The sequence below is a fragment of the Nitrospiria bacterium genome (assembly GCA_035498035.1).
GTDB lineage: Bacteria > Nitrospirota > Nitrospiria > JACQBZ01 > JACQBZ01 > JACQBZ01.
Map to the genome: position 1 here is coordinate 1 of DATKAN010000057.1, position 5,810 is coordinate 5,810.

The following is a 5,810-nucleotide window of genomic DNA, read 5'->3' on the forward strand; positions in this document are numbered from 1 at the left end:
TAAATCAATCATGGGCGCCATTTGGCACTGAGCCCCGCGGCTTCAGCGGCTTTCGTTTGACCCGGCTAAGGCTCGTCCGCTCAATTTTCCGAAGGAGCTCTGCGGAAAATTGACCCTGACGGGCCGCGGTCTTCGCCAAGCCGGGTATCCCCAAACGCAAGCCGAATCGCCGCCCGGCCTCAGCGCCAAACGGCGACAATTGGTTCAGGTACCCCAACTCGGCTAGCCCGCCCGATTACGGGATGACTTTTGACAACCCGCGGGAGGGAGTGATAGTGTTGAGCGTCTATAAAGGGGTGGGTCAGGTATGAGAGGCTTCATCTTATTGTTCGGATTGTTTCTGGCGGCTATGATCGCAACGGACGCGGCGGCACAGGGCGGCATGATGCACAAGGGCGGCATGGGGGGAATGATGCGCGGCGGCGGGGCCCAACTTCCCGAGTTGCTTCCGGAGCAGCTCCCGGATCCCAAAAGCGAAGGGGCCGACCTGACGGTCCGCTACTGCGCGCAGTGCCACAACCTTCCCAGTCCGGCGACCCACAGCGCGGAGGAGTGGCGCGAGGTGGTCAACCGGATGGACGGGTACATGTCCGGACATACGCGCCCTCACGGGATGATGAAAATCCGCCGGCCGACCGCGGAGGAACGGGAGGCGCTGTTCCAATACCTTCAGCAGCACGCGCTGCGAACCTTCTCCGGTCCCTCCGTTCCGGACCCGGGATCACCCGGCGCCGAACGCTTCAAGACAGTCTGCGTGAGGTGCCACGCCCTTCCGGACCCGGGTCTTCACACGGCCATGGAATGGCCCGCGGTGGTGGAGCGGATGCGGCGGAACATGAAGGTGATGGGAAAACCGGCTATCAACGACACGGAGAGGAACGAGATCTCGGATTATCTGAAAGGGCACGCCCGTCAGGAAACCAAATAGGGCGGGTCGAGGCGCGACGATGACCCCGATCCTCACGAACCTGCTTCCGAAGTACGGCCTCCTCGCCGTGTTCATCGGGACCTTCCTCGAGGGCGAGGGGGTCCTGTTGGGGGCGGGGATCCTGGCCGAAAGCGGGCTGCTCCATCCCGTCAGCGTATGGGCCAGCGCCGCACTCGGGGCCTGGACGGGCCACCTCTTCTGGTTCTGGGTCGGGCGGCGGTTCGGCACCCGGTACCTGTTCCCGCGATTCAAACCCTTGCAGGAACGGGTGGACCAGGCGGATCAGGTGATCCGGCGCCACCCCGGAACGGCCATTCTAATCCTCCAGTATCTTTACGGGGCGCGCATCATCGGGGCGATCGCCTTCGGCCTGACCCGCCTCTCCCTGGGCCGCTTCCTTTTTTATGAGGCCCTGAACTGCACGGTCTGGGCCGCGGTCGTGGAGTCGCTCGGATTTTTCATCGGGGAGGGCATCGTCCGGTTCTTCCACGGCTGGGGCCAATGGATGTGGATCGTCCTGACGATTGCGGCGGTGATCTGGATCTTTCCCCACCTCAAACCCGACAATTTCAAACGGGCCAAAAACGGATGAGGGTTCGGGATATCCCTGGGAATCTTTCATCGGTCAATTTGTTCTTGACCAGGACAAGGAATGGGATTATAAATAAAAGTCTACTCTTGATGTATCAAAAACCCGGAATTCACGGAGGATGACAATCAAAGGAGGGCGCCATGGCAGTACGATTGGGAGATATCGTTCCGGATTTCACGGCGGAATCCACGCAGGGAACGATCCGGTTTCATGAGTTCATCGGGGACAACTGGGTGATTTTCTTTTCCCACCCGAAAGATTTTACGCCGGTCTGCACCACCGAACTGGGGGCGGTGGCCAAGCTGAAAAACAAATTCGCCCAGAAGGGCGTCAAGGTCGTCGCACTGAGCGTCGACAACGTGGTGGACCACGAGAAATGGATCAAGGACATCGAGGAAACCCAGCACTGCGTCGTCGACTATCCGATCATCGGCGATCCCGAGCGGAAAGTCGCCGTGCTGTATGACATGATCCATCCCAACGCGATCGATAACATGACCGTCCGATCGGTCTTCATCATCGGGCCGGACAAGAAACTCAAGCTGACCCTGACCTACCCGGCCGCGACGGGACGGAACTTCGACGAGATCTTCCGGGTGGTCGAATCGTTGCAGCTGACGGCGAAGTTCAGCGTTGCGACGCCGGCCGACTGGAAGCCGGGGCAGGACTGCATCATCGCCACGTCCGTCAAGGACGAGGAGATCCCGGCCAAGTTTCCGAAAGGGTACAAGGTCGTCAAGCCCTACCTTCGGACCACGCCTCAGCCCAACCTGTAATGACCTGCGGGGGCGGCCGGTTCCGGCCGTCCCCGCGATTATCCCAAATTGGCCAGTCGCATCCCATTCTTTGACAACCCGCGTCCGGGGATGATATCGTGATGGCTCTGCGTTGTCGTTACGGTAGGGGCGAGGCATGCCTCGCCCCTACGAACAGGTTAATGATTGAAGGTAGGGGCAGGTCCCCGTGCCTGCCCTGAGAATGGGCAACCACAGGGGGTTGCCCCTACATGTGCAAGGACAAAATAATGCTCAAAGTCGTCGGAATGAAGGAGATCAATGCCATCTTCGAGGTGACGGACCGTTTGGGGATCAACCGCGAATGGATCGAGATCCCGCTCGGCCCGGAGTCGCCGGGAAAGGTCCGGAAGCTGCCGAACGGGAAATACGAGATCATCGTGGACGCCGGGGCGCCGATCGAGCAATGGGTCTCCGTGATCGAGGCCGAGCTGAAGAAGATCATGTGAGCATGTTCCGATGTTCGGTGATCACCGCCGCCATGGTTCGGCGGGAGCCCTTCCTGCTCCTATGGAAATTGAAAATTCCCCATTGTGAGGATCAATGCCCGAACCGATCGAAATGAACGATCCGGAAAAGATCAATCAACTCCTGATGAAGATCGCCTTGACCGGAAAAGGCTTCGCGACCGAATGCCTGCTGGCCGAGGTGATCGACGCGGGGATCACCTATCCCGATCATCTTAAAGCCTCCGGCGAGGATCCCGACGCCTCCTACGACGGAAAATCGCCCGCCTGGGCGGTCTACCACGTCCGGCAGGGGAAAAAGGTCTTCATGGTCTACGGCGGCGGGGGGAAGGAGCGGCGGACCCAGGTGACCGAGACGCCCTGAGAAGAAGGATATGACCTCCCGGATTCCATTTCGATTTCATCGAATCTCCAGTTTCTTTTTGCTGACCGTTCTTCTCTCCTGCGGCGGCGGTGGCGGAGGAGGGGGGAGCGGAGGGGGAGTGGCGGCCTTTGTCGCGCCGCCTTCAACCTGCATCGGAACGTTGCCGAATCCGGGACCGGACTCGATAAGCGATCCTCTTTATGCCGATCAATGGCATCTAAAGAATACCGGCCAGGCGGGCGGTACGCCGGGAGAAGATATCAATGTGGAGCCGGTCTGGGCCAACTATAAGGGCGACGGCCTGCGCATCGCCGTCGTGGACGACGGTCTTGAGATTGCCCATGAAGATCTGGCAGACAACGTCGTAGACGGATGCAGTTACGATTACATCGACCGGGACGCGAACCCGGATTCCGGCGATTACTCGCACGGCACGTCCGTTGCCGGTCTGGCGGCCGCGCGCGATCTGAACGATCTCGGCGTTCGCGGGGCGGCCCCCCATGCCTATCTGGTCGGCTACAATGTCCTTCAGAATTTGACGACGCAAAATGAGGCCGACGCCATGATACGGTACATCTCGTCGGTCGCGATCTTCAGCAACAGCTGGGGCGCGCCGGACTATACCGGTTTCCTCTACCCGTCCAACGCCACGTGGCGGAACGCCGTCGAAACCGGGCTCGCCGCGGGTCGCGGAGGGCTGGGCGCTATCTATACCTGGGCGGCCGGCAACGGGGACACGGGAGCATGTCCCTCCGTCGGTTGCGTGGACAATTCCAACTACGACGGGCAGGCCAATTCCCGCGGGGTGATCGCGGTGGGGGCCGTCAACGATCAAGGGGTCAAATCGTCTTACTCGGAGCGCGGGGCCAATCTGTGGGTCAGCGCGCCCGGCGGCGAGTTTTGCGACACGCATGCGATCACCACCACCGACCGGAGCGGGTCCGCGGGATTCAATGACAACGGAAATAATATCGAATTCGGCAACGTGGATTACCCGGACGGCAATTACACCAAGTGTTTCAATGGAACCTCCGCCGCCACCCCGCTCGTCTCCGGAACGATTGCGTTGATGCTTCAGGCCAATCCCAATCTGGGTTGGAGGGACGTCCGGCTGATCCTGGCGCAGACCGCGCGCAAAAACGATCCCGCTGATTCCGACTGGACGACGAACGGCGCGGGGTACAACATCAACCACAACTTTGGGTTCGGGGTGGTCGACGCTCAGGCGGCCGTCACCGCCGCTCAGACTTGGACGAATGTGGGTCCGGAGGTGACCTTTGCGACGGCGCTGTCATCGCCCAACCTCGCGATTCCGGATTGTCCGACGCAGAGCTGCAATCCGGGCACCACGACGGGTGTCAGCAACACCATCACGGTCAACGGGAGCGGCATCAACAGCATCGAGTTTGTCGAAATCACGTTCAGCGCGAACGACCATACCTATTTCGGCGATCTCCAGGCCACGCTCACTCACGTAGACACCGGCACCCAGAGCATACTGGCCGAGAGGCACATCTGTTTGGACAGCCAACAAAACATTGTTCAGTGCACGCCTTCGTATAACCGATGGGTATTCGGCAGCGCGCGGCATCTGGGCGAGGCGGCGGACGGGAACTGGACCTTGACGGTCAAGGATCTTGCAGGGGGAGACAAAGGACACTTTAAATCCTGGATGCTGAAATTTTATGGAAGTTAGACGCGATGAGGGAGCGATGAAGATCAGGATCATTGTTTTTTCCCTGGTGACGGTTCTCGGTCTCCTTGGGTCCGACCTTCATGCCGTATCGGCGATGGAGCTCAAAAAGCCCGCAGGGGGTTCCGCCCCGCTCCGGCAATCCTTCGTGTGGTACGACGGGAATATCGAAAGAAAGGTTTGGTTAAGTCCGGATCTGACCGCCGAGTTCGTTCCCGACCGGTCCGCGGCCGGTCCCTTCAAGAAGGCCTATCCCGACGCGGAGGAGCTCGAGAGCCGACAGGCGGGGGTGCGTCTCTGGAGACTGCCCGGCGGCGTCGACTCGAAGGAGGCCGCCAAGCGGATGAAGATTCTCCATCCGGGCGGCCGCTACTCTCCGGTGCTGCACGATTCGCCGATCGATTCGGGGCGGAAGCGGGCCCTGCCCGGCGGCGTCATCGTCTACCTGAACCCGGCCTGGGATCAGACGGCCGTCAAGAGCTGGGCGGACTCGCATCGTTTGGAAATCGTACAAAAGCTGGAGATCGGGCCGAATGTTTACGTCTTGAAGACCGGGCCGGGACTGGAGGCGCTCGAGACGGCCAACGCGCTCTACCGGTCCGGGGAAGTGCGCGGGGCCTCTCCGGTCTGGTGGCAGGAAGCCGTCACCCGCTAGCAGGCCGTTGAAAAAGTCCATCTGCGGCGTTCTCGGTCCCTCGGGAATCCTCACGCACCACCTCAGTACGCTCCGGTTCCCTCGGAGCCTGCGGCCTTGCATCTGGAACTTTTTGACCGGCCTGCCCGCTAAACGCGTTTTTCAACACCCTGCTAGTGTCAGGAAGCCCCAACGCACGCGACGAGGGAGACCCAGTCTTCTTCCTGGAGCGCTTCGATGACCTCGAAGCCTTCCTGCCTTAACGCGGCCTCGACGTCGGGACGGAACTCGGCCAGGATCCCGCCCGTGACGAGACGGCCGCCGGGGCGGAGCTTTGA

Annotated in this window: 7 protein-coding genes; all 7 read left to right on the forward strand. The window is 60.8% G+C overall.

The genetic code is table 11. The annotated features are described in order from the left end of the window. The first annotated feature begins 307 nt into the window (after positions 1 to 307). Entirely contained in the window at positions 308 to 928 is a 621-nt protein-coding gene (locus tag VMN77_11120) for a cytochrome c (GenBank protein HTN44334.1), read from the forward strand. A 19-nt stretch (positions 929 to 947) separates the two neighbouring features. Next, a complete protein-coding gene (locus tag VMN77_11125; GenBank protein HTN44335.1) occupies positions 948 to 1,520 on the forward strand; it encodes a DedA family protein in 573 nt (190 codons plus the stop codon). Between the two features lie 140 nt (positions 1,521 to 1,660). Further along, complete coding sequence (locus tag VMN77_11130) at positions 1,661 to 2,296, forward strand: peroxiredoxin (protein ID HTN44336.1); 636 nt, start codon at positions 1,661 to 1,663, stop codon at positions 2,294 to 2,296. A gap of 248 nt (positions 2,297 to 2,544) precedes the next feature. Then, positions 2,545 to 2,763 carry a hypothetical protein gene (locus VMN77_11135; protein ID HTN44337.1) on the forward strand — a complete coding sequence of 73 codons (219 nt, stop codon included), beginning with the start codon at positions 2,545 to 2,547 and terminating at the stop codon, positions 2,761 to 2,763. Between the two features lie 94 nt (positions 2,764 to 2,857). After that, positions 2,858 to 3,145 (forward strand): hypothetical protein, encoded by a 288-nt coding sequence (locus tag VMN77_11140; protein ID HTN44338.1) that lies wholly within the window; start codon positions 2,858 to 2,860, stop codon positions 3,143 to 3,145. A 10-nt stretch (positions 3,146 to 3,155) separates the two neighbouring features. Further along, positions 3,156 to 4,841, forward strand: a complete 1,686-nt coding sequence (locus VMN77_11145) for a S8 family serine peptidase (protein HTN44339.1) — start codon at positions 3,156 to 3,158, stop codon at positions 4,839 to 4,841. Between the two features lie 16 nt (positions 4,842 to 4,857). Then, a complete protein-coding gene (locus VMN77_11150) occupies positions 4,858 to 5,493 on the forward strand; it encodes a hypothetical protein (GenBank protein HTN44340.1) in 636 nt (211 codons plus the stop codon). Positions 5,494 to 5,810: the final 317 nt, after the last annotated feature.